The organism is Knoellia terrae (assembly GCF_048606435.1).
In the GTDB taxonomy this organism is placed as follows: Bacteria; Actinomycetota; Actinomycetes; order Actinomycetales; family Dermatophilaceae; genus Knoellia; species Knoellia terrae.
Genome location: NZ_JBMBWH010000006.1, coordinates 40489 through 62890, shown reverse-complemented (window position 1 = coordinate 62890; position 22402 = coordinate 40489). Strand labels below are relative to the sequence as shown.

General features: G+C 71.8%; 21 protein-coding genes. 11 read left to right on the top strand and 10 right to left on the bottom strand.

From position 1 onward, the window contains the following. Positions 1-7 precede the first annotated feature (7 nt). The 5 genes from ACOJV9_RS09875 to trxA all read left to right on the top strand — a co-directional run bounded on the left by ACOJV9_RS09875 (position 8) and on the right by trxA (position 5027). On the top strand, positions 8-2092 hold the full coding sequence (locus tag ACOJV9_RS09875) for a hypothetical protein (protein WP_420185034.1): 2085 nt from the start codon (positions 8-10) through the stop codon (positions 2090-2092). Position 2093: 1 nt separating this feature from the next. After that, entirely contained in the window at positions 2094-2657 is a 564-nt protein-coding gene (gene sigM / locus ACOJV9_RS09870) for an RNA polymerase sigma factor SigM (protein ID WP_420185033.1), read from the top strand. 85 nt (positions 2658-2742) lie between these two features. Then, on the top strand, positions 2743-3498 hold the full coding sequence (locus ACOJV9_RS09865; RefSeq protein WP_420185032.1) for a hypothetical protein: 756 nt from the start codon (positions 2743-2745) through the stop codon (positions 3496-3498). 101 nt (positions 3499-3599) lie between these two features. Continuing rightward, on the top strand, positions 3600-4646 hold the full coding sequence (trxB, locus tag ACOJV9_RS09860; RefSeq protein WP_420185031.1) for a thioredoxin-disulfide reductase: 1047 nt from the start codon (positions 3600-3602) through the stop codon (positions 4644-4646). 54 nt (positions 4647-4700) lie between these two features. Next, complete coding sequence (gene trxA, locus ACOJV9_RS09855; protein WP_420185030.1) at positions 4701-5027, top strand: thioredoxin; 327 nt, start codon at positions 4701-4703, stop codon at positions 5025-5027. Between the two features lie 252 nt (positions 5028-5279). On the opposite strand, the gene ACOJV9_RS09850 is transcribed toward trxA, so the two are convergent. The 8 genes from ACOJV9_RS09850 to rpmH form a co-directional block, all read right to left on the bottom strand. Further along, positions 5280-6419, bottom strand: a complete 1140-nt coding sequence (locus tag ACOJV9_RS09850) for a ParB/RepB/Spo0J family partition protein (RefSeq protein ID WP_420185029.1) — start codon at positions 6417-6419, stop codon at positions 5280-5282. Further along, positions 6416-7681 carry a ParA family protein gene (locus ACOJV9_RS09845; protein WP_420185205.1) on the bottom strand — a complete coding sequence of 422 codons (1266 nt, stop codon included), beginning with the start codon at positions 7679-7681 and terminating at the stop codon, positions 6416-6418. The genes ACOJV9_RS09850 and ACOJV9_RS09845 overlap by 4 nt, the downstream gene beginning before the upstream one ends. Positions 7682-8223: 542 nt before the next feature. Next, positions 8224-8883: a 16S rRNA (guanine(527)-N(7))-methyltransferase RsmG gene (rsmG, locus tag ACOJV9_RS09840; RefSeq protein ID WP_420185028.1), complete on the bottom strand. Its 660-nt coding sequence runs from the start codon at positions 8881-8883 to the stop codon at positions 8224-8226. 83 nt (positions 8884-8966) lie between these two features. Then, positions 8967-9638: a Jag family protein gene (locus ACOJV9_RS09835; protein WP_420185027.1), complete on the bottom strand. Its 672-nt coding sequence runs from the start codon at positions 9636-9638 to the stop codon at positions 8967-8969. A gap of 90 nt (positions 9639-9728) precedes the next feature. Continuing rightward, on the bottom strand, positions 9729-10799 hold the full coding sequence (gene yidC / locus ACOJV9_RS09830; protein ID WP_420185026.1) for a membrane protein insertase YidC: 1071 nt from the start codon (positions 10797-10799) through the stop codon (positions 9729-9731). Positions 10800-10865: 66 nt separating this feature from the next. Continuing rightward, a complete protein-coding gene (gene yidD / locus ACOJV9_RS09825; RefSeq protein WP_420185025.1) occupies positions 10866-11159 on the bottom strand; it encodes a membrane protein insertion efficiency factor YidD in 294 nt (97 codons plus the stop codon). After that, positions 11156-11521 (bottom strand): ribonuclease P protein component, encoded by a 366-nt coding sequence (gene rnpA, locus ACOJV9_RS09820; protein WP_420185024.1) that lies wholly within the window; start codon positions 11519-11521, stop codon positions 11156-11158. The genes yidD and rnpA overlap by 4 nt, the downstream gene beginning before the upstream one ends. Before the next feature lie 7 nt (positions 11522-11528). Beyond that, positions 11529-11666: a 50S ribosomal protein L34 gene (gene rpmH / locus ACOJV9_RS09815; protein WP_035938086.1), complete on the bottom strand. Its 138-nt coding sequence runs from the start codon at positions 11664-11666 to the stop codon at positions 11529-11531. Between the two features lie 392 nt (positions 11667-12058). On the opposite strand from rpmH, the gene dnaA reads away from it, so the two are divergent. The 5 genes from dnaA to ACOJV9_RS09790 all read left to right on the top strand — a co-directional run bounded on the left by dnaA (position 12059) and on the right by ACOJV9_RS09790 (position 18287). Next, the gene (dnaA, locus tag ACOJV9_RS09810; protein WP_420185023.1) at positions 12059-13606 is read left to right on the top strand and encodes a chromosomal replication initiator protein DnaA; all 1548 of its coding nucleotides are present in this window, start codon (positions 12059-12061) and stop codon (positions 13604-13606) included. 620 nt (positions 13607-14226) lie between these two features. Then, positions 14227-15360, top strand: a complete 1134-nt coding sequence (gene dnaN / locus ACOJV9_RS09805) for a DNA polymerase III subunit beta (RefSeq protein WP_420185204.1) — start codon at positions 14227-14229, stop codon at positions 15358-15360. Positions 15361-15421: 61 nt separating this feature from the next. Beyond that, complete coding sequence (gene gnd / locus ACOJV9_RS09800; RefSeq protein WP_420185022.1) at positions 15422-16534, top strand: phosphogluconate dehydrogenase (NAD(+)-dependent, decarboxylating); 1113 nt, start codon at positions 15422-15424, stop codon at positions 16532-16534. A gap of 9 nt (positions 16535-16543) precedes the next feature. After that, on the top strand, positions 16544-17740 hold the full coding sequence (gene recF, locus ACOJV9_RS09795) for a DNA replication/repair protein RecF (protein ID WP_420185021.1): 1197 nt from the start codon (positions 16544-16546) through the stop codon (positions 17738-17740). Beyond that, positions 17733-18287 (top strand): DciA family protein, encoded by a 555-nt coding sequence (locus ACOJV9_RS09790; RefSeq protein WP_420185020.1) that lies wholly within the window; start codon positions 17733-17735, stop codon positions 18285-18287. Before recF ends, ACOJV9_RS09790 begins: the two co-directional genes overlap by 8 nt. Before the next feature lie 7 nt (positions 18288-18294). On the opposite strand, the gene ACOJV9_RS09785 is transcribed toward ACOJV9_RS09790, so the two are convergent. Both ACOJV9_RS09785 and ACOJV9_RS09780 read right to left on the bottom strand, forming a co-directional pair. Further along, positions 18295-19821 (bottom strand): hypothetical protein, encoded by a 1527-nt coding sequence (locus ACOJV9_RS09785; RefSeq protein WP_420185019.1) that lies wholly within the window; start codon positions 19819-19821, stop codon positions 18295-18297. 94 nt (positions 19822-19915) lie between these two features. Further along, complete coding sequence (locus tag ACOJV9_RS09780) at positions 19916-20776, bottom strand: hypothetical protein (protein WP_420185018.1); 861 nt, start codon at positions 20774-20776, stop codon at positions 19916-19918. A gap of 100 nt (positions 20777-20876) precedes the next feature. Between ACOJV9_RS09780 and ACOJV9_RS09775 the strand changes: the two genes are divergently transcribed. Beyond that, positions 20877-22325, top strand: a complete 1449-nt coding sequence (locus ACOJV9_RS09775; protein ID WP_420185017.1) for a protealysin inhibitor emfourin — start codon at positions 20877-20879, stop codon at positions 22323-22325. The last annotated feature ends 77 nt before the right edge of the window (positions 22326-22402 follow it).

Below are 22402 nucleotides of genomic sequence, written 5' to 3'. Positions count from 1 at the left end.
GCACCCGTTGGAGGGCGTCGGACCCGGAACCACCCTCGACGGGCGGTACACCACTCAGCGCAGGATCGAGCAGCGCGGCGGCGCTGAGCGCTGGGCTGCCGACGACACGACCCTGGGCCGCTCCGTCGTCGTCCTCTGCCTTCCCGAGCACGACCACCGCGCCAGCGCCCTGCTCGACGCCGCCCGCCGCGCCGCAGGCCTCGACGCACCGACCCTGCAGCGGGTCCTCGACGTCGGTCGTGAGAACGGCGTCGCCTGGGTCGTCGAGTCCGACGACTCCGAGGCCCGCACCCTCACCCAGCTCGTCCACGAGGGCGGCCTGCCCGCCGACGAGGTCCGGCGCATCGTCGGAGAGGTGGCCACGGCGCTGGAGTCGGCCCGCCACCGCGGCCTGCACCACCTCGACCTGCGCCCCGACGACGTCCTGCGCACCATCGACGGCGAGATCCGGCTGCGCGGTGTCGCCACGAGCGCGGCCCTGATCGAGCTCGACGACCTCGAGTCCGAGGTCGCGTCCCGTCGCGACGCCATCGGCGTCGTCTGCCTCACGTATGCCGGCCTCACCGGTCTGTGGCCCGGTGCCGGTGAGACCTCGCTGGGCCCTGCCCCCCTCGTGATGGGCGGCGTGGCCGCGCCGTCCGAGATCGCCGCCGGCGTGCCGCGGGACCTCGACACCCTGTGCCGGCTCACCCTGGGCGAGGACCAGGGGCCGACCTCCCCCGGCGACTTCGCCCGCCAGGTGGCGCCGTGGCCCTCGCGGCAGGTCGCCGGCCGGTCCACCCTCACCACCACCGCGGCGCAGGACCCCCGGGTCAACCGGCCGAGCGAGCCTCCCGCGCTCACGCCCGCTGCGCTGTCCCCGGCCACGCCGGCGCCTGGGGCGCCCGAGCCGGAGCCCGGTGAGGACGAGACCCGGGCCCTCGAGCCGCAGCGGCGTGACGACGAGGACGACGAGGACGACGACCACGACCCGGAGGCCGACGTGCCGACGCGCGTCATGCACCGCCCCGCGGTCGGCACGGGCGCCACCGAGGTCATCCCGACCGCGGACCCCCAGCCGACGGAGACCCTTCCGGTCGTCCTGCCCGACACGGGCGAGGCCCCCGACGCCGACGCCGACGTGGGCTCCTCACCCGACGTCCCCAGGCAGAACGGGGCCCGGGCCGCCGAGAGCGCCGCGGCGGCTGCGGCCGCGACCGGAGCCGCACTCGCCGGTGCGAGCTCGGTCGTCGCCGGCGCCGTGAACCGCGCGGGCTCACGGGTCGGCTCGCTCAGCCGCCAGGTCGGCGAGCGGGCGGCCGAGAAGGCTGCCGAGCGCCGTGGCTTCCGCGAGCGCATCACCGCCCCGAACGCCCCCGCGTTCACGACGGACGGCGAGCGGGTCCGCCCGGGCACCGGCCGGGACACCACGCTGGAGCCGCCCGCGCCCCTCGTGCCCGCGCAGCCGCTCAACCGGCGGGAGTCCCGCCTGGCGCTCGGCATCGTCGCCGCTTTCCTCATCCTGGCCCTCTTCATCGGCATCAAGGGCGTCCTGCAGATCGGGTCGAACACCGACCTCGACTTCGGCGGGGTCCCCGGCCGCTCGGCGAGCACCTCACCGTCCGCCGGCGCCAGCCCCGGCAGCGGCACGCCCACCCCGAGCGCCAGCGCGACCACCGGCGAGGCGCTGCAGATCCTTGCGGCCGACGGTTTCGACCCCGAGGGCGACGGGCGCGAGAACGGCACCCGCGCTCCTCGCGTCTTCGACGGCAACCCCTCCACCGCCTGGCAGTCCGAGGGCTACGGCTCCGCCCGGCTCGGCGGGCTCAAGTCCGGGGTCGGCGTCAGCGTCGACCTGGGGCCCAACGTGACCGCGCGCTCGATCAGCCTCACCCTCGGCAACGAGGCCGACGTCGAGGTCTACGTCAGCAGTGAGCGCCGGCTGCGCGGCGCCACCAAGGTCGGTGAGAAGGCGGGCGCCGACGGCACCGTCACCTTCCCGGTCGCCGCCGGCACCACGGGCCAGTACGTCATCGTCTGGTTCACCAGCCTGACCCAGGACGACAACGGCCGCTACCGCGCCATTCTCGGTGAGGTCGAGGTCAAGAACTGACATGGCCGGGCTCGAGGACGCCGACGACCGCGACCTCATGGCCCGCCACGTCGCCGGGGACCCGGACGCGTTCGGTGAGATCTTCCGCAGGCACCGGGACCGTCTCTGGGCCGTCGCCGTCCGTACGACGGGCGACCGCGAGCTCGCGGCGGACGCCGTCCAGGACGGCTTCGTCAACGCCTTCCGGCGCGCGGGGTCCTACCGCGGGGATGCCGCGGTGTCGACGTGGCTGCACCGCATCGTCGTCAACGCCTGCATCGACCGGCTGAGGCGCGAGCGAGACGTCCTGCGGCGGGCCGGCGACGCGGCGGAGCTCGACATCGCGGACCTGCACGACCGGCACGGCGAGGCCGAGACCGGGCTGGACGTGCGCGCCGCCCTCGCCCGCCTCCCTGAGCACCAGCGGCTGGCGCTCGTGCTCGTCGACATGCACGGTATGCCGGTGAGCCAGGCCGCTGCCACGCTCGGCGTCGCCGAGGGCACGATCAAGTCCCGGTGCGCCCGGGGCCGCGAGGCGTTGGCCCAGCTGCTCGGAGCGGTGCGGGAACCAGGAGCGAGCCTATGACGTCCTACTTCCGACAGCTCCGGGCCGCCGAACGCCTTCGTGCGGACCCGGTGCAGGCACGAGGCATCCGGGCGAGGAGGAGGTGGTGAGCATGCACGACGACGAGCCCGACCCCACGGGCATGCGCCGGCTCCTGCGGTCCCTGCCGGACCCCGGGCCGATGCCGGACCACCTCGTGGCCCGGATCCAGGCGTCGCTGGCGGACCTCGACCCCCTCGACGACAGCGGCGACACCTCCTCGGGCGTCGTTCCACGTGAAACGCACGGGTCGAGCCGGAGCTCCTGGCTGGCCCGGCACGGCGGCAAGCTCGCCGTGGCGGCGGTCGTCGTCGTCGGTGGCGGCGCCGTCGCGAGCGGCCAGCTCGGGTTGCTCGCCGGCTCGGGGATGTCGAGCGAGTCGACGGCCGGCGGCAGCAGCGAGGACCAGCGAGCCGCGGCCGGCGACTCCGGTGAGGACTCGGGTCAGGGCGCGCCCGGAGCAGCGGCGGTGCCCGGCGCGGTCGTCGTGCGACTCTCCGACCGCGACTACACCTCGAGCGGCCTGGCGGCCGAGCTGAAGGACCGGCCGGCGGAGGCAGGAAAGGGTCCCGTGGCTTTCCCCCTCACCGCGGAGTCGCCGGGCATCGGGCCGATCGGCACCGAGCTCGGGGTGCGCTCGTGTCTCGAGGCGCTGGGGCTGCCCCGCGAGACGGCTGCCGAGGTCGAGCTCGCCAGCGTCGACGGGACACCGGGGGCGGTCCTCCTCGTGAGCGCGGACGGCAAGCGGACGGCATACGCCGTGCGTCGTGAGTGCACCACGGGCAACCCGGCGCTCCTCGCGGGTCCCGTCCCGGTGGGCTGACCCGCGGGTCGGGACGCGGGTCGGGAATCCCGAGCGCCTAGGATCGGTTGAACCAGACCACCGTATGTAGCGGTGATCCTCCAGATCAGACACAAGGGACGGTGTTCGTGAGCTCCCCCGCCGACGCGACCACGATCGCGACCGACGACCAGGACGTCCGCGACGTCATCATCATCGGTTCCGGCCCGGCCGGCTACACCGCTGCGGTGTATGCCGCGCGCGCCAACCTCAGGCCCGTGCTGTTCGAGGGTGCCGTCACCGCTGGTGGCGCCCTGATGAACACGACCGAGGTCGAGAACTTCCCGGGCTTCCGCGACGGCATCATGGGCCCGGACCTCATGGACGAGATGCGTGCGCAGGCCGAGCGCTTCGGCGCCGAGCTCGTGACCGACGACGTCGAGTCCGTCACGCTCGAGGGTGAGGTCAAGAGCGTCGTCGACGGCGAGGGCCGCACGTGGCGCGCCCGCTCCGTCATCCTCGCCATGGGCTCCGCCTACCGCGAGCTCGGCCTCGCGGACGAGAAGCGCCTGTCCGGTCACGGCGTCTCGTGGTGTGCGACGTGTGACGGCTTCTTCTTCCGCGACCAGGACATCGCTGTCGTCGGTGGTGGCGACTCGGCCGTCGAGGAGGCCACCTTCCTCACGAAGTTCGCCCGCACCGTGACGATCGTGCACCGCCGCGGCGAGCTGCGGGCCTCGAAGATCATGGCCGAGCGGGCCCTGACCAACGACAAGATCCGCTTCGCCTGGAACAGCGAGGTCGCGGCCATCCACGGTGACGACAAGCTCACCGGCGTCACCCTGCGGGACACCCAGACCGGTGAGACACGACAGCTCGACGTCACCGGCCTCTTCGTCGCCATCGGCCACGACCCCCGCAACGAGCTGCTCCAGAAGACCGACGACGTCAACCGCGTGGCTCTCGACGCCGAGGGCTACGTCCTCGTCGAGGGTCGCTCGACCCGCACCAACCTGCCGGGTGTCTTCGCCTCCGGTGACCTCGTGGACCACACCTACCGCCAGGCCATCACCGCCGCCGGTTCCGGGTGCGCGGCCGCCCTCGACGCCGAGCGCTTCCTCGCCTCCCTCGAGCAGGACCACGTTCCGGCGCGTGACGCCGCGCTCGTCGCGACGCTCGTCGCCCCCTGACCCTCCTGCTTCCCCTCATACCTGACCCGCCCCAACCCAGGAAGGACCCCCGACATGGGAGCCACCCGCACCACCGACGACGCGTCGTTCGACGCCGACGTCATCAAGAACAGCAAGGTCACGCTCGTCGACTTCTGGGCGCCCTGGTGCGGCCCGTGCAAGGCGATCGCCCCGGTCCTCGAGGAGATCGCGCGTGACCACGCCGACACCCTCGACGTCGTCAAGCTCAACACCGACGAGAACCCCGCCGTCACCGGCAAGCTCGGCATCACCTCGATCCCGACGATGCACGTCTACAAGGACGGCGAGATCGTCAAGACCATCGTCGGCGCCATGCCCAAGCCCAAGCTCCTCCGCGAGCTCGAGCCCTTCCTCGCCTGACGCAGCCCCAGCACAGAGACGAAGCCCCCGACCAGTGGCCGGGGGCTTCGTCATGGGCGAAGCGAATACCGTTGTGTCCCAACGCTTCTGGCGAGCAGGACACGACCGAGCGGAGCGAGCACACGTCCGTTCGCCGCTGGCTGGGCCTGGCGGGAGCCGGGAGTGCGCGTAGCGCGCGAGCGGCGGATGGGACTGCGGCGAACGGACGTGTGAGCGCGACGTGGGCAGCGACGAAGCCTGCCAGACGGGCGGTCAACCGGAGGAGCGGAGGTTCATGGCGTCGAGGATCCGGTTGAGGTCCTCGACGGAGGCGAAGTCGATGGTGACCTTGCCGCGCGACTTGCCGAGGGTGATGCCGACGCGGGTCTCCAGGCGGTCCGAGAGGCCGGCGGCGATGTCGTCGAGCTGGGGGTGGCGGCTCCCGGCTCGGGGGCGACGCCGGGCCGGCTTCTCGTCCTCGACGCCGAGGGAGACGATCTCCTCGACCGAGCGGACCGAGAGGCCCTCGGCGACGATGCGCTGGGCCAGCCGCTCCATGGCGGCGCCGTCACCGACACCGAGGAGCGCCCGGGCGTGGCCGGCGGACAGGACCCCTGCGGCGACCCGCCGCGCGACCAGCGGCGGCAACTTGAGCAGCCGGAGCGTGTTGCTGATCTGCGGCCGCGAGCGGCCGATCCGGGTGGCGAGCTCGTCCTGGGTGCACCCGAAGTCGTCGAGGAGCTGTTGGTAGGCGGCCGCCTCCTCGAGGGCGTTGAGCTGGCTGCGGTGGAGGTTCTCGAGGAGGGCGTCCCGCAGGAGGTCGTCGTCCTCGGTGGCCTTGATGATCGTGGGGACGGTCGTGTTGCCGGCCTCGCGACTGGCCCGCCAGCGGCGCTCGCCCATGATGAGCTCGAACTGCACACCCTCGGGGACGTCGGTGGCGTCCTCGGGGACGCGACGGACGACGATCGGCTGGAGCACGCCGATCTCACGGATGCTGTGGACCAGCTCGGCGAGGTCGTCCTCGTCGAAGACCGTGCGTGGCTGGCGGGGGTTCGGAAGGATGGCGTCGAGCGGAACGTCGGCGAACTGCGCACCGGGCACGGCGAGGAGCTCGGGTCCCACGGAGAGGGCGTCCTTCGAGGACTCCTGGTCGCGGGACGGCGGGGTCCCGTTCTGGGCGCTGACCTGCGACGATGCCCCGTCGGCGCTCGTCGCCGGTGGCGTCGGGGACGATCCATGCCCGGTGTCCCGCGGCTCGTCCGCGGGGCGCTGAGCGACGTCGGCGGCGGCCTCGCCGTCGGTGCGCTCCTTGAAGAAGACGTCCGTCGGTCGGGTCGCCCCCATGCCGGCGCCGCCGGGCGGGATGAGCGCTCCGAGGCCTCGGCCCAGGGCACGTCGCTTGTCACTCATGAGCGCTCCTCGTTCTTCTCTGCGGCAGGGGTCGCGACGTTCTGCTCCGCGATCTCGGACGCCGCCTCGAGGTACGAGAGGGCGCCGCTGCTGTTGGGGTCATAGGTCATCACGGTCTGGCCGTGGCTCGGGGCCTCGGAGATCCGCACCGAGCGCGGGACCGTGGCCCTGAGCGTCTGGTCGGGGAAGTGGCTGCGGACCTCGTCGGCCACCTGCGCCGACAGCCGGGTCCGCCCGTCGTACATCGTCAGCAGGATCGTCGACACGTGCAGCGTCGGGTTGAGGTGGTCGCGAATCAGCTCGATGTTCTTGAGCAGCTGCGACAGGCCCTCGAGCGCGTAGTACTCGCACTGGATGGGGATGAACACCTCGCTCGCCGCGACGAAGGCGTTCACCGTGAGCAGTCCCAGACTGGGCGGGCAGTCGATGAAGACGTAGTCCAGCGCCTCGCCCTTCTCGGTCAGCTCGGTGACATAGGCCGTGACGGCCTTGCGCAGCCGGGTCTCACGGGCGACGAGCGAGACCAGCTCGATCTCCGCACCGGCCAGGTCGATGGTGGCCGGCGCGCACCACAGGCCCGAGATGTCCGGGGAGGCCTGCACCACCGAGCTCAGGGGGTCCCCGTCGACGAGGACGTCGTAGATGCTCGGGACCTCGGCATGGTGCGGGATCCCGAGTGCGGTGCTGGCGTTGCCCTGCGGGTCGAGGTCGATGACGAGGACGGTGGCTCCGGCCTGAGCCAGGGCTGCAGCGACGTTGACGGTCGTCGTCGTCTTGCCGACGCCACCCTTCTGGTTGGCCACCGTGAGCACGCGGGTCGTGGCGGGCCGGGGGAGGTTCCGGCCCGAGAGCGCGATGCGCTTGCGAGTGTCCGCTGCCACCGCTTGGGCGAGTGGGGTGTCCGCGCCGGCCGTCGGGACGTCGGCGAGGTCCTCGTCCTGCACCTCGCGAGCCACGTTGGCCAGGGCATCGGCGGCTCGCTCGGCCTCGGTGCCGTCCGAGGCCGGTTTCGAGGCGGGATCCGGCTTGCGAAGCGATGTTTCACGTGAAACGGGGCTGTCAGCGTGAAGGCCGCGCTCGTACTCGGTCGCAGCCCCGACCGTTTCACGTGAAACATCAATCGGGGCAGTCCCCCCCGACGCTCCATCCAGCGCGACGTCGGCCGGGCGGGAACTGATGCCGTCATTCGTCACATCGCCTAGTGCTTCGCGCACATCATCATCGGGAGCGCTGCTCGACTCAGGCCACCCCTGGGCCGCCACTGCCGGCACCGGGTCGCCTGAGCTAGAACCGTCCGAGCCGGTCGGGATCTCCCCTGCGGAGGCGCCCCCGTCGTCAGGAGCGGTGCCGAGCGTGCCGTCCGATGTCCGCCGCGCGTGCGGATCGAGCCCGGACTCCCCACCGTCCCCATGCACGGCCGATGTTTCACGTGGAACATCGCCGCGATCTACCCCGTCCTCGAGCGGCCACCCCAACGGAGCGGTGGGGCGTCCGGGCAGAGCGGGGAAGCCCAGTCCGGGGGTCACTTGGCGTTCGGTCTCGACTGCCATCCTCGGAGATCCACCTCACGGTCGTCGGGCACGGATCCCCCATCCAACAGGAGCACCTCCCGACACGCCAAACCGCCATGCCTAACGCAGCGCTGGGCCGGCGTTTGGCGTGGATGTTTCACGTGAAACACCGTGTAGACGTCCCCTCAGCTGAAAACCTCAGGGAAGTTCCCGCAAGCGGTCGAGCAGACCCACGCCGCCGTGGCCTTGTTCTCCATCTCGGTGCCATCGGCACGGAGTGGGCGAAACCCCTGTCAGGGCGTCGGGCGGGGCGGCTTCCCGCGGCGCCGCGTAACGCCGTCCTTCGCGCCGCGCGGCTTGGGCTCGAAGGTGAGCTCGAGGGTGATCGTCGGCTCCTCGAGGATCACCTTGCCGTGCTGGCGAACCGCCGCGTCGAGCAGACCCAGTCTCGTGAGGTCGCGCCGGTCGGCCTCGAGCTCCTCCTGGGCCGACCGGCCCTTCATGGCCACGAGCGTGCCGCGACCGTCGAGCAGGGGGACGCACCACCGCGCGAGCTTCGCGATCCGCGCGACGGCACGCGCCGTGACCCACGGTGCGGCGACCATGCCGACGAGCTCCTCGGCGCGGCCCCGGTGCACGGTGACGTTGTCGAGCCCGAGGTCGGTCACCGTGGCGCTGAGCCAGTCGGTCCGGCGCTGCATCGGTTCGACGAGGTGAACATCGAGGTCCGGACGGGCGATCGCGAGGGCGACCCCCGGCAGGCCGGCACCGGAACCGACGTCGATGACGCGCGCTGAATCGGGAAACGTCTCCTCGATGACGGCGCAGTTGAGCACGTGCCGCTCCCACAGGCGGGGAACCTCGCGAGGCCCGATCAGGCCGTGGCTCACCCCGGTGTCCGCCAGGATGCGGACGAACTGCTCGGCCAAGGGCGTCCGGTCACCGAACACCACAGCCGCACCCGAGGGTGCGGCTGTGGGAAGCGAAGCGGTGGCGTCGGCACCGTCGGCGCTCAACGTTTCACGTGAAACATCGCTCACGCGGGCAGGACCACGACGTGACGGCGCGGCTCCACGCCCTCCGACTCGGACACGAGCCCGGCGGCGAGCACCTCGTCGTGGACGACCTTGCGCTCGAACGCGGTCATCGGGTCGAGGGCCGTCCGGGCTCCGGTCTCGCGCACCGTGGCGATGGCGTCCTTGGCGACCTCGACGAGCTCGGCGCGACGTCCGGCCCGGTGGCCGGCGACGTCGAGCATGAGTCGGCTGCGGTGGCCGGTCGCCGACTGGACCGCGAGGCGGGTCAGCTCCTGGAGCGCGTCGAGGACCTTGGCGTTCTCGCCGACGAGCCGGCGCGGGACGCGACCGTCCTCGGAGTCGACGATGGCCACGGCGGCCCGGTCCCCGTCGATGTCGACATCGATGTCTCCGTCGAGGTCGCAGATGTCAAGGAGGTTCTCGAGGAAGTCGGCGGCGACCTCCCCCTCCTTCTCGAGATCGGCGGGGCCGGCCTGTCCTGCGGGAGCCTCGCCGGCACCGTCCTCGCCGTCGGCGTCGCCATCCGCAGTCTGCGCGGGCTCAGTGTCGGCCGGCTCGCCGCCGTCGGTGTCCTCGGGCTCCGTGGCCTGCGTCGGCGCCGTGTCCTCGTCGGCCGAGGGTGCTGTCCGGTCCTGGTCGAGCTCGTCGCTCGTCGGCTGATTGTCGCTCATCGGGGTGTTCCTCTCGTGGCGGCGGACGCGCGGTCCGCCGATCGAAAGCCGCATCGTCGCAGGTCAGGGACCTGATGCGGCTGGGGGTGGTCAGGTGTCGGGCTGGGTGGCCTTCGGGGCCTTGGCGACCTTCTCCGGGGCCGAGGCCGCCGAACCGGACACCGCGGTCGAGCCGGTCGAGGCGCTGGAGGCGCTCGAGCCCTTCTTCTTGGCGCGCTTCTTGCCCTTGGGCTGGACCCGCTGCCGGGACCGCTCCGCCAAGGCAGCCGCCTCGGCCTCCTCGGCGGCCTTGCGCTCCGCCTCGCCGGGGATCGGCTTCCCGCGCTTGGCGAGCCGCTCGTGCAGGGCCTTCTCGGCGGCAGAGCCGGGCGCCGGCATCTTCCGGATCACGTAGAACTGCTGGACCATCGACCACAGGTTGGTGGTGAACCAGTAGAGGAGCACACCGATCGGGAAGTTCACGCCGGAGACCGCGAAGACGATCGGCATGATGTACATGATGAGCTTCTGCTGCTTGGCGAACGGGTTGTCCAGCGCCGAGGCCGGCATGTTCTTCGTCATCAGCTGGCGCTGCGTCGTGAACGTCGTGGCCGACATGAGGATGATGAGGATGACCGTGACGATGTAGGTCGCCGTGTTGTCGGCACTGAGGAACGTGTCGGACAGCTGCGCGCCGAAGAGCGTCGCCTGCTCGGCCTGGCCGGCGACCTCACGCGTGATCGGGCCGATCTCGTCGTTCTGACCGGTCGAGATCTTCTCGAGGCCGTTGAGCACGCGGAAGAGGCCGAAGAAGAACGGCGACTGCACGAGGATCGGCAAACACGAGGAGAACGGGTTGGTGCCCTCCTTGCGATAGAGCGCCATCGTCTCCTGGGTCATCGCCTGGCGTGACTCGGGGTCGGTCTTGCCCTTGTACTTCTTCTGGATCTTCTGCAGCTCGGGCTGGATCATCTGCATCTTGCGGGACGCGTTGATCTGCTTGACGAACAGCGGGATCATCGCGGCACGCATGACGATGACGAGCCCGATGATCGACAGGCCCCACGCGAGCCCGGACGCCGGGTCCAGACCGATCGACGTGAACGCCTGGTGGAACCCGTACATGATCCACGCGACGAGGAGCTCGATCGGGCGGAGCAGGGTGTTGAAGAAGTCTCCCATGCTGTCCTTCGGTAGTTCCGGCGTCTCTGCCGGGGTGGTCCCACACCGTGCTGCAGGGCGTGTGGGTCAGGTGGTGGTCTCTGGGGGGATGTGCCGGGCGACGAGGTCCTCGTCCTTCGGCTGGCCGGGGAGCGGGGGCACGTGGTCGACACCTCCGGGCGACCAGGGGTGACACCTGCCCAACCGCCGGATCGTCAGCCAGGTTCCGCGGAACAGGCCGTGACGGCTGAGGGCGGTCACGGCATACGCGGAGCAGGAGGGGTAGTAGCGGCAGGTCGCGGGGGTCATCGGCGACAGGACGAGCTGGTAGGCGCGCACGAGCCAGATCAACGGCTTGGCAGCGACCTGACCGACGGTCATGTCCGGACCTCGAGTCGACGAATCACCTTGTGCAGCAACGGTTTCAGCGAATCCGCGAGTTCCGCGGAGGTTGCCTGCGCGGCGGCCGGCTGGGCGCGCACGACGACGTCCGCACCCTGCGGTATGCCGGGCAGCTCGCTCGCGACGACGGCGCGCAGCCGCCGCTTGGTCCGGTTGCGGACGACCGCGTTGCCCACGCCCTTGGACACGACGAAACCGACCCGCGGCGGAAGTCCCGCACGAGAGTCGGTCACGTTGGCGTGCACCACGAGGATCCTCGATCCGGCTCGTGTCGCACCAGGGGCTCGGATGGCCGTCGCGAAGTCCGATCGCTCTCGCAGTCGGTTCGGCGCCGGCAGCACCGGGGCCTCAGGCGGAGAGCTCGGAGCGACCCTTGCGGCGACGGGCACCGAGGATGGCGCGACCCGCACGGGTGCGCATCCGCAGGCGGAAGCCGTGGGTCTTGGCCCGGCGGCGGTTGTTGGGCTGGAACGTGCGCTTGCTCACGGAGATCTCTCTTCACGGGACGGACCCACACGGAGCAGGTCCGCATGGTCGGGGCAGTCTGGGTGGTGCTGGCTCGTGGCTGTGGGCAGGCGTCAGTGGCCGCACCAACAGGCCAGTCCACGGTACGGGAGGGGGTCCCGACGGGTCAAACCCGCTGGCTTAGACCCCCAGCCCCGAAGGCAACCGCCTATGCTCTCACCTCACGGCCTCACAGGTCGGCGACGACACGCCGGGACGTCCCACGCGCGGACGTCGTCGCCACGGGTTGCCGCACCGACGCCCCCTTGTTAGCGTCACCCGGCATACCCACAGTCTGTGGACAACTCTGTGGACACAGACGAGGGCACATGGGCCCGAGACGGAAGGAACGTGGTCAGGTGCCGGATGTGGGAATGGACCAGATCTGGCGGACGACCCTGGATGCCCTGGACTCGGACGGCATCCCCGTCCAGCAGCGCGCCTTCCTGTCGCTGGCCAGGCTTGTCGGCCTCATCGACGAGACCGCCCTCATCGCCGTCCCGAACGACTTCACCAAGGACATCGTCGAGACGCGGCTGCGCGACCGGGTGACCGAGACGCTGAGCAGCCAGCTCGGCCACGACGTCCGGCTCGCCGTCACGGTGGACCAGTCCCTGGGCGACATCCCTGTCCAGGACCCGCCGGCGGACGCGCTCAACGGCCACAGCCCCGGGGACCCGTCCACCGGAGCACCCGGCGCGGGGCACCAGCCGGCACCCGGTGACGCCGACGGACGCCGCGCCGAGCGCCGCGCCGAGCTCGACGGCATCGCGCTGGTCGAGGACGACGACGACGGCGACGGCTCCTCGCGGCGCCGCGGCTCGGTCCCGCAGGCGAGGTCCGGCGCCCTGCGTCCCCGTCCCGGCGTCACGGTCCCCGAGCAGGTCGAGCTGACCCGGCTCAACCCCAAGTACACCTTCGACACCTTCGTCATCGGTGCCAGCAACCGGTTCGCCAACGCCGCCGCCCTCGCCGTGGCCGAGACGCCGGCCAAGGCCTACAACCCGCTGTTCATCTACGGGGAGTCCGGGCTGGGCAAGACGCACCTGCTGCATGCGATCGGCCACTACGCGCGCAACCTCTTCCCGCACGTCAAGGTGCGCTACGTGAACTCCGAGGAGTTCACCAACGACTTCATCAACAGCATCCGCGACGACAAGGCCGCCAACTTCCAGCGTCGCTACCGCGACGTCGACGTGCTCCTCATCGACGACATCCAGTTCCTCCAGGGCAAGGTGCAGACGCAGGAGGAGTTCTTCCACACGTTCAACACCCTGCACAACGCGAACAAGCAGGTGGTCATCACCAGCGACCTGCCGCCCAAGCTGCTCAGCGGCTTCGAGGAGCGGATGCGCAGCCGCTTCGAGTGGGGCCTCATGACCGACGTGCAGCCCCCCGACCTCGAGACGCGGATCGCGATCCTGCGCAAGAAGGCGGCCCAGGAGAAGCTCAGCGTCCCCGACGACGTGCTCGAGTTCATCGCCTCGCGGATCACGACCAACATCCGCGAGCTCGAGGGCGCGCTCATCCGGGTCACCGCGTTCGCCAGCCTCAACCGCCAGCCGGTGGACATCTCGCTGGCCGAGATCGTGCTCAAGGACCTCATCCCGCACGACAGCTCGAGCCAGATCACCAGCGCGACGATCATGGCCCAGACGGCCGCCTACTTCGGGCTGACGCTGGAGGACCTGCAGGGCCAGTCGCGCTCCCGGGTGCTCGTCACCGCGCGGCAGATCGCGATGTACCTGTGCCGCGAGCTCACCGACCTGTCGCTGCCCAAGATCGGCCAGCAGTTCGGCGGCCGCGACCACACGACGGTGATGCACGCCGACAAGAAGATCCGTCAGCTCATGGCTGAGCGCCGGGCGATCTACAACCAGGTCACCGAGCTGACCAACCGGATCAAGCAACAGTCGCGCTGACGTCTCGAGCGTGCCGTCCCGGCCCCCGTTGTCCACAGGTGGTTCCACAGCTGTGGGTGGCCCGACATCGGTTCGTCACCTGCGGCACGCGCCCCGCTTCCCGCACGAGGGTCCGCGGTTGACGGTCGACCCCTCGTCCACGGGATGTGCACAACCCTGTGGACAAATGTCCACCGGCATCCCCCATGCCCGGTCTTGTCCCCAGACGCCTGTGGACAACTGTGGACAACCGGGTCTCGGACGTGGACGCACCGCCACGCACCGGTGGACTCGCTCGCACGGCCGCTGCGTCGTCAACACCCGGCCCGGCCCGCTCCACATCGGGTCCACGGGTTGTCCACGGCACCGACTGCCCGCTGACCTGCACGGACACCTCGTTGTCCACAGGATCCACACCTCCTACAACTGTGACGAGATCTCCCTCTCTCCTGTCCTGCCCCGATGACCTGCCTGTGGATCCCCTGGCCCGGACGGACCGGACAAACGACAGGATCGGGCTCAGGTCCCCCCGCTTGACGCCGTGCACTAATGTCGTGTCTCCCGTATGCCCGTGCCCGCATCTCTGCGTGCCACAGTCCGCTGCGCTCACGTCGCAGCACTCCAGCGAAGGTCGGTATGCCGTGAAGTTCCGCGTCGAGCGTGAAGTCCTTGCCGAGGCGGTCACCTGGGTGGCCCGTGGACTTCCGGCGCGCCCGCCCGTGCCCGTGCTCGCCGGGATCCTCATCGAGGCCAGCGAGGAGGGGACCGTCACCCTGTCGGCCTTCGACTACGAGGTCTCCGCCCGGCTGACCGTCCCCGCCGAGGTCGCCGAGGCCGGCACCGTGCTCGTGCTGGGTCGCCTGCTCGCCGACATCTCGCGCAACCTGCCCAACAAGCCGGTCGACGTCGAGGTGCAGGGCTCCAAGGTCCAGGTCGTCTGCGGCTCGAGCCGCTTCAGCCTGCTCCAGATGCCCTCGGACGACTACCCCACGCTGCCGACCAGCCCCGAGCCGAGCGGCTCCATCGACGGGCACCTCTTCACCCAGGCCGTCGGCCAGGTCTCCATCGCGGCCGACCGCGGCGACACGCTGCCGATCCTCACCGGGGTGCGCGTGGAGATCGAGGGCGACAAGATGACGCTCCTCGCGACCGACCGCTACCGCCTGGCCATGCGCGAGCTGACGTGGAACCCCACGGACAGCGCGGCCAGCCACATCGTGCTCGTCCCGGCCCGGACCCTGTCCGACACCGCCCGCTCCCTCGGCGCCAGTGGCTCGATCGACGTGGCCCTCGGCTCGGCCGCCGGCGGCGACGGGCTCGTCGGGTTCGAGGCCGGCTCGCGCCGCACGACGACCCGCCTGCTCGACGGTGAGTACCCCAAGGTCAGCTCGATCTTCCCGTCCACCTCCGAGACCGAGTCGGTCGTCGCGACCGCCGACCTCGTCGAGGCCGTCAAGCGCGTGGCCCTCGTCGCCGAGCGCAACACCCCCGTGCGGCTGCGCTTCTCCGAGGGGCAGGTGGCCATCGAGGCCGGCACCGGCGAGGACGCCCAGGCGAGCGAGGCCGTCGAGGCCACGCTCACCGGTCCAGACATCGAGGTCGCGTTCAACCCCGGCTTCCTCCTCGACGGCCTCGGCGCAGTCGGGACCGAGTTCAGCCGGCTGTCCTTCACGCAGCCCTCGCGCCCGGCGGTGCTCAGCGGCCAGGCGGAGATCGACGGCGAGGCGGACACGAGCTACCGCTACGTCATCATGCCGGTCCGCTTCGCGAGCTGAGCGGCGTAGCCTGACCAGCACTGCGAGCACTCGAACGACCGTCACCTGAAGGGGCAGCCACATGCAACTCGGACTCATCGGCCTGGGCAAGATGGGCGGCAACATGCGCGAGCGCATCCGCCGCGCCGGGCACGAGGTCGTCGGCTACGACCGCAACCCGGAGGTGTCCGACGTCAGGACGCTGGCGGCGATGGTCAAGAAGCTCGAGGCACCGCGCGTGGTCTGGGTGATGGTTCCCCACGGCGACCCGACCCGCGAGACGGTGGCCAAGCTGGCGGGCCTGCTCGAGAAGGGCGACCTCGTCATCGACGGCGGCAACAGCCGCTTCACCGACGACATCGAGAACGAGAAGCTGCTCAAGGCCCAGGGCATCGGCTACATCGACTGTGGTGTCTCCGGCGGCATCTGGGGCCTCGACAACGGCTACGGCCTCATGGTCGGCGGCACCAAGGCCAACGTCGCCAAGGCGATGCCGATCTTCGACGCCCTGCGCCCCGAGGGTCCGCGCGACGAGGGCTTCGTCCACGCCGGTGACATCGGCGCGGGCCACTACGTGAAGATGGTCCACAACGGCATCGAGTACGGCCTCATGCACGCCTACGCCGAGGGCTACGAGCTGCTCCAGAAGAAGGACATCGTCAAGGACGTCCCCGGGTCGTTCAAGGCGTGGAGCCGTGGCACCGTCGTCCGCTCCTGGCTGCTCGACCTCATGGTCAAGGCGCTCGAGGACAACCCCGACCTCGAGGACGTCTCGGACTACACCGCCGACTCCGGCGAGGGCCGCTGGACCGTCGAAGAGGGCATCGCCAACGCCGTGCCCATGCCGGTCATCTCGGCCTCCCTCTTCGCCCGGTTCGCCTCCCGCCAGCAGGCCTCGCCGACGATGCAGGCCGTGGCCGCGCTGCGGGGCCAGTTCGGTGGCCACCAGGTCATGACCTTCGCCGAGGGCCAGGAGCTGCGCGACGAGGCCGCCGCCGGCCCGAAGAAGCCCGAGACCGCCCGCGCCAAGGCCGATACGAAGGAGAAGCCGGTCGAGCAGGCTCCGGCGGCCGCCGCCGAGGGTCGCAAGGCCGCGTCGGCAGGTCCCTCGTCGGGCTCCGGCTCGACCGGGTCGTCCTCCGGCCCCACGTCCGGCACCGCGTCGACGCGGAAGCGCGCCGCCAAGAAGGCCTGAGCGGCCCGGGTGTACGTCCGGCACCTCACGGTCGGCGACTTCCGGAGCTATCCGAGCGCCGAGCTCCCGCTCGAGCCCGGGATCACGACCTTCGTCGGGCTCAACGGGCAGGGCAAGACCAACCTCGTCGAGGCGATCGGCTACCTCGCCTCGCTGAGCAGCCACCGGGTCTCGACCGACGCCCCGCTCGTCCGCTTCGGTGCGGCGCAGGCGATCATCCGCGGTGCGGTGGTGCGTGACGGCCGGGAGTCGATGGTCGAGCTCGAGATCACGCCGGGCCGCGCCAACCGGGCCCGGCTCAACAAGTCGCCGCTGACCCGGCCCCGTGACGTCCTCGGCCAGGTGCGGACCGTGCTCTTCGCCCCCGAGGACCTCGCCCTCGTCAAGGGCGACCCGTCGGAGCGGCGCCGCTTCCTCGACGACCTGCTCGTGGCCCGCCAGCCGCGGTGGGCCGGGGCGCGCGGCGACTACGACAAGATCCTCAAGCAGCGCAACGCCCTGCTGAAGTCGGCAGCGCCGGTGCTGCGCGGCCGCGGCAAGCAGCGGCGCCCGGTGGAGGGGAGCGACGTGGCGAGCGAGCGGGAGAGCGCGCTGCACACCCTCGAGGTGTGGAACGGGCAGCTCGCGAGCGTCGCGGCTCCCCTGCTCTACGCCCGCCTGCGGCTCCTGCGCGACCTCGGACCGCTGCTCGGCAAGGCCTACGACGAGGTCAGCGCCGGTCAGTCGGACGCCCGGGCCAGCTACCGCGCCTCGCTGCGCGAGGAGATGGCCGCCCGGATCGCCGCCGGGGAGGTGCCCGAGATGGAGGAGCTGCACACCGAGCTGCTCGAGGCCTTCGCCGACGTGCGCGCCCAGGAGATCGAGCGCGGGGTGACGCTCGTCGGGCCGCACCGCGACGACGTCGTCCTCACCCTCGGAGAGCTGCCGGCCAAGGGCTATGCCAGCCACGGCGAGTCCTGGAGCTTCGCGCTGGGACTCAAGCTCGCGGCATACCACCTGCTCCGTCACGACCTCGGGGACGACCCGGTCCTCATCCTCGACGACGTGTTCGCCGAGCTGGACTCGGGCCGGCGGTCGCGCCTGGCCGCGATGGTGGCCGACTGCGAGCAGGTGCTCATCACCGCGGCGGTCGAGGAGGACGTGCCCGCCGAGCTGCGGGGACGCACGTATGCCGTGTCGCTGGGTGAGGTGACCGCGCGTGGGTGACGGGACCGGACGCGAGGACGTGCCCGACCCCGACGCCGGGCCGGCACCCGAGGACGCGCTGGGGGCGCCGGCCGACGCCCTGCTGCGGGCTCGGGCGGCGGCTCGGGCCCGGGGGCTGCGTCCCGGCGTCAAGCCGAAGCGGCGCTTCCGGGACCTGCCGGGCACCGGCGGCGAGGGTCGTCGTGGTGGGCGCGACCCGCAGCTGCTGGGCGACGAGCTCGACGCGTTCGTCAGCGAGCGCGGGTGGAAGGTCGACGTCGCCGTGGGGTCGGTCATCGGCCGCTGGCCCTCGATCGTCGGGGCGGAGGTCGCCCAGCACTGCCACCCGGTCGAGTTCGTCGACACGGTCCTCACGGTGCGGGCCGACTCGACCGCGTGGGCGACCAACCTGCGGCTCATGGTCAACACGCTCATGGCCTCGCTGGAGCGCGAGGTCGGGGAGGGCACGGTGAGCCAGATCCGCGTGGTCGGTCCGTCGGCGCCGTCGTGGTCGAAGGGGGCCCGCCGGGTCCAGGACGGCCGGGGGCCGCGCGACACCTACGGCTGAGCCGACGCTACTGGTAGGAGATGAAGGAGGGGCGGGGGTCCACGCTCTCCATCGTCTGCTCGACGGTGAGCATCGGCGCGTCCTCGTGCTCGAAGTTCTTCCAGCCGAGCCAGACACCCTCGGGCAGGTTGCGCCGCAACGCCCTCCAGGTGCCCTGCTTGTCGCCCTGCGACCCCTGTCCGTCGGCGTGCAGGAGCCACTGGATCTCGTCGAGCGAGGTGTCGAGGCGCTCGCGCTCCCGGATCATCCGCAGGTTGAACTGGTGCAGGGTGAGCACCTTGGGCGGCAGGTCGTGGGTCCGGACGAGACCGGCGAGCCAGGCGCCGACCTCGTTGACCTCGTCGATGCCCACCGAGCCGATCTGGGTCAGGTGCACCTGGTCCTCGCGCAGTCGCCACTCCGGGTCCAGGGCGAGGCCGACCCACGGACGTCGCAGCAGCTCCTCGTAGGCCTTGGCCTGGGTGAGGAAGTCGGAGCGGCCCGGCTGCAGGTCGAGCAGGACGTAGACCCCGGCCTTCTCGGCGGCCTCGATCCACGGCAGCAGCGTCGACGTCTTCGTGCGCCTGGAGTAGGAGCCGTCGCCCTTCTCCACGGACGCGACCGAGGCGATGAGCTCGAACGCGGGCACGACCCGGGTGTCGGTGAGAGCGGCATACTGCTCCGCCAGCGCGGTGGCGCGCTCGACGGCCTCGTGCGCCGGCTGCTCGCCCAGCATGCCGAGCGCCGCGGTCAGCGGGTGCCCGTAGAGCGCGACCATCATCCGGTCGGGGAAGGGCAGGTGGCCGCCACCGGGGAGCTCGGGAGCCCGGGTCGTCGTGCGCACCCGCTGGGCGAGCACCGCGTCCTCGCCGAAGCCGGACCCGATGGCGAGGACCGGGGACTCGGTGCCGGTGCGCAGCGCGGTGCGCGCCTCGCTGGAGGAGCGGACGTCGGAGGTTGCGACGACCAGGGGCTCGGCGCCGACCGCGTGGAGCAGGGGTACGAGCGCGGGCGGCAGCGTGGTGCCCTCGAGGAGGAGGACCGTGGCGCCACCGGGGCGGGGCTTCGCGGGGAGGCCGGGCAGGTCCGGGAGGTCGCCCATCGCCGTGCCCTCGACGACCTCGCGGTTCCCCAGGTCGGTGGGGACGGAGGCGGACGCCTGGGGTGCGCGTCCGGCATACCGCAGGACCGTGCGGACGCCGAGCCGGTCGAGCTCGGCCACCAGGGCGGGTCCGGCGACGAGCAGGGGCACGCCGAGCTGGCGGGCGGCCGCGGCCCCGGCCGTGACGTCGGAGCCCTCCGCCGAGCTGACGACGACGGTCGTGGCGCGCGCCAGCAGGCAGCGGGAGGCGGCCAGCGTCACCGCGTCGAGCGCAGCCGTCGCCGGGTCGACCGCACCGATGGCACTGCCCGACCGGGGCACGAGCTCGTGCGGGCGGGCCTCGTCCTCGGACCTGTCCGGTGCCGAGCAGGCGGCGGCCGACCCGCTCGCGAGGACCACCGCGGCCGCGGCTGCCGAGCGGAGGGCGGTGCGGCGGGGCAGTGGCGTCGGCATGCGAACGGCTCCGGGGTGGCGATGGTGGTGCCTGCCCAGCGTGACACGGCGCACGGCGGACACGATGGTGCGACACCCGGGTCGACGGTCGGGCTCAGCGCCCGCGGTCGACCACCATCGAGGCGACGATGGCGTTGAGCTCGGCCACGTCCGACGGCGTGGCGCCGGGCATCGTCGAGACATCGACGACCAGTGGAGCACGGTCGAGGTCGACGAGGTACACGGTGTCGACCTGTGCCGGCGCGTGGTGGGTGTTCGCCACCTGACCACTGCCGCCCAGACCCTCCCAGCTCCTGAACTGGCCCTGGTCGCAGTCCCGCAGGTCGAGGTCAGGGGGCACGGAGAGCTCCATGCTCAGGGCCGGCTCGCCGCCGAGGGCGGACCTGACCAACTCCGCGGGTCCCCGTCCCCGCTGGTTCGCGAGCCCGCCCGCCGGTCGAGCGAGCAGCATGGCCCCCGGTGGCTTCGTGTGGAACTCCTCGTGGAGGGCCTCGTCCTCGAGCTCGAGCCACGTGACGCCACCGGTCCGCCAGCGACACGGGTCGACGTGGACGCGCTGCACCGTCCAGGCGCTGAAGGCCACCTCGCCCGGCTGGCCACGGTGCTTGTGGACGAGCCCGTCGCTGGAGGACCACCCGGCGGGCACCGTGAAGACGAGCTGCTCGTAGTCCGCGACGGAGCCGGCGGGCCGGCGCATCGCGTACGTCCCGGGATCGAGCGCCGCGCGTGCCGGCAGCGGCGTCGGGGAACCGGACACGACGGGTTGCAACGGCGCGGACGGGACGGGCCCCAGGCCCATGGTCAGGGGCCTCCCGGCGTCGCGGCTCCCGAGCATGCCGGTCCCCAGGACGAGGAGGCCCACGACCGTGGCTGCGGCCAGGCCGGCGCGGACCCGCCGGGTCGCGGTGCGGGCAGCGACGACGTCGGCGAACCGGTCCTCGTCGCTGTCGCTCATCTGGTCTCCTCCACGGGGGAACGACTTCCTCGATGATCCACCCGGAGATGCTCCCCTGTCTCGCCGCGCGACTGTCGGAGGGCGGAGGAAGGATGGGGCCATGACGACGCACGAGCCGCAGAACGCCGCGACCTCCCCGACCGCTCCGGTGTGGTGCGGGATCGTGCCTCCCTACCTCCTCGAGGCCCTGGCCACCTCGGGCGAGCCGCGACTGGAGCGGCGGGCCCGCGAGACGCTGCGGCTCGACCAGCTCCGTTACGAGCAGCGGGCCCGCGAGCGGGCGCTGCGACCCGAGCCGCGGGTGAGCCGCCGCGCGACCCGGGCCACGTCGGTCGCCCCGAACCGGGTGGTCCACGACGCCGGGGGCGGCACGTCGCTGCCGGGCACCGTGGTGCGCTCCGAGGGCGAGCCGGCCACCGACGACACCACGGTCAACGAGGCCTACGACGGGCTGGGCGCCACGTGGGACCTGTGGCACGCGGCCTACGACCGCAACAGCCTCGACAACAGGGGCCTCGGGCTGCTCGCGACGGTCCACTACGGCCGCGACTACGACAACGCCTTCTGGGACGGCACCCAGATGGTCTTCGGCGACGGTGACGGCGAGGTCCTGCTCGGCTTCACCCGCAGCCTCGACGTCATCGGGCACGAGCTCGCGCACGGCGTCACCCAGTACACCTCGGGCCTCGTCTACCAGGACCAGGCCGGCGCGCTCAACGAGCACGTGTCCGACGTCTTCGGGATCCTCGTCAAGCAGCGGGCCCGCAGGCTGAGCGCCGAGCAGTCCGACTGGCTCATCGGCGCGGAGCTGCTGGGTCCGACCGTCAACGGGGTGGCCCTGCGCTCGATGAAGGAGCCCGGTACCGCCTACGACGACCCGCGCCTGGGCAAGGATCCCCAACCCGGCCACATGCGCGACTTCGTCGTCACCGACGGCGACAACGGCGGCGTGCACATCAACTCCGGCATCCCCAACAGGGCGTTCCACCTCGTCGCCACGGCGCTCGGCGGCAACGCCTGGGAGCGACCGGGCGCGATCTGGTATGCCGCGATCACCGGTGACATCAAGGCGGACTGCGACTTCGCGACCTTCGCCGCGCTCACCGAGGCGGCAGCTGTCACCCTGCACGGCGAGGGCTCGACCGAGGTGGAGGCCGTGCGTTCCGCGTGGCGCGAGGTGGGCGTGACGGACAGCGCCGACCGCGCAGACCGGACCGGAGACGACACCGGGGGCACCGAGGCCTCTGGCGGCACCGAGGCACCCGCCGGAACGGTCGAGGTCCAGGTCCGCCGGACCGGAGGGTTCGCCGGTCTCGTCCGCGAGCGCACGGTCACCCTCGACGAGCTGCCCGACGCGGACGCCTCCGCCTGGCGCTCCCTGCTCGCTGGGCCGACGCCGACTCTGACCTCGTTCGCCGGCGGACCGGCCCAGCCCGACCGCTTCTGCTACGGCGTGAGCTGCGAGGCCCCGCCGCTCGACGTCCTCATCCCCGAACCCTCCCTGCCCGGCGAGGTGCGGGCGCTCTTCGACCGGACCCTCGAGGCCTGACGTCGGGGTCGAGGACGCGCCACTCCGGACAGGGCGGAACCAGCCGCGCGGTCGGAGCGTTCGACGGGTGTGCCTCC